Source organism: Silanimonas sp. (genome assembly GCF_027531545.1).
GTDB lineage: Bacteria > Pseudomonadota > Gammaproteobacteria > Xanthomonadales > Xanthomonadaceae > Silanimonas.
On record NZ_JAPZSC010000038.1, the window covers coordinates 1 to 1,348 of the forward strand.

Here is a 1,348-nt window from a genome sequence, read left to right on the forward strand (position 1 = left end):
ACATCACCGACAAGCGCATCCGCCGCGACAGCTTCACCAGCGTGCCCGAGCTCGAACTGGCCATCGACCTGTACGTCGCCAAGCACAACGCCGATCCGAAGCCGTTCATCTGGACGGCCAGCGCCTCGGACATCCTGGCAACGGTGACCAGGGCTAAGGCGGCGATGGGAGTAGCTTGGCGATAAGTACACAACAGGAGCGCGCACTACACTAGCAACGACTACGCGGCGGTCCAGGCTTGGCTGTCGCTGCACGAAGCTGCCGCCACGCAGCGGGCCTACCGCAAGGAAGCCGAGCGGCTGATTTTGTGGGCCATTGTCGAGCGCGGGGTGGCGCTGTCCTCGTTGGCCACCGAGGATGCCGTGGCGTATCGAGCCTTCTTGCGGCAGCCCTCACCGAGAGGGCGTTGGGTGGGGCCGGCGGCGCCGCGCACCTCCGCCGAGTGGCGGCCGTTCGCAGGGGGCCTCTCCACGCGCTCGAGGGCCTACTCGCTGTCTGTGCTGAGCTCGATGTTCCGGTGGCTGATCGAGCAGCGGTACGTGCTGGCCAATCCGTTCGCGGGCATCAAAGTGCGTGGCGTCAGGCAGGCGACCCTGGACACGACGAGATCATTCTCCGAGGGTGAGTGGAAGCTTGTGAGGACGGTCGCCGAGGGGCTGGAGTGGACGTACGGTTGGCAGCCGGGCGCCGCCCACAGACTTCGCTTCCTGATCGACTTCAGCTACAGCACGGGGCTGCGTGCTGGCGAACTGGTGCACGCCACGCTTGGATCGATCGAGGTCGACGCGCACGGCGATACCTGGCTGCACGTGGTCGGCAAAGGCAGCAAGGCCGGTAAGGTGGTACTGCCAGGGCTGGCGCGTGGTGTTCTGGACCGGCACCTGGCTCAGCGGGGCCTCCCCGTGACGCCAGCGAAGTGGAACCCCGCCACGCCGGTGCTTGGCAGCCTCGATGGCGAGGCCGGGATCACGTCCAAGCGTCTGTGGGCGATCGTGAAGAGGTTTTTCGCCACGACAGCCGATGTCCTGGCCGATACGAATCCCGCGCTTGCCGAGAAGCTGCGGCGGGCTACGCCTCACTGGATGCGCCACACGCATGCGACCCACGCGCTTCAGCGCGGGGCCGAACTGACGACGGTGCGAGACAACCTGCGGCACGCGTCGTTGTCGACGACATCCATGTATCTGCACTCGGACGATCTTCGCCGGGCGAAGCAGATCGGTGGGGCGTTCGAGGCGCCGGCGTCGTGATCGTCCGGGGCAGGTCGAAGCGTGTCAATCTGCACCGAAAGCACAAGCGGTCCGCGAGAGCCAGTTTTGCAAGTGGTTGTCGCGGCTAGAGTTTTTCT

2 pseudogenes are annotated in these 1,348 nt (G+C 65.9%); both read left to right on the forward strand.

Annotated elements, in window-relative coordinates:
• Positions 1–185: pseudogene (locus O9280_RS15155) on the forward strand (IS630 family transposase); the annotation flags it as partial.
• Positions 186–212: 27 nt separating this feature from the next.
• Positions 213–1,250: pseudogene (locus O9280_RS15160) on the forward strand (site-specific integrase); the annotation flags it as partial.
• Positions 1,251–1,348: the final 98 nt, after the last annotated feature.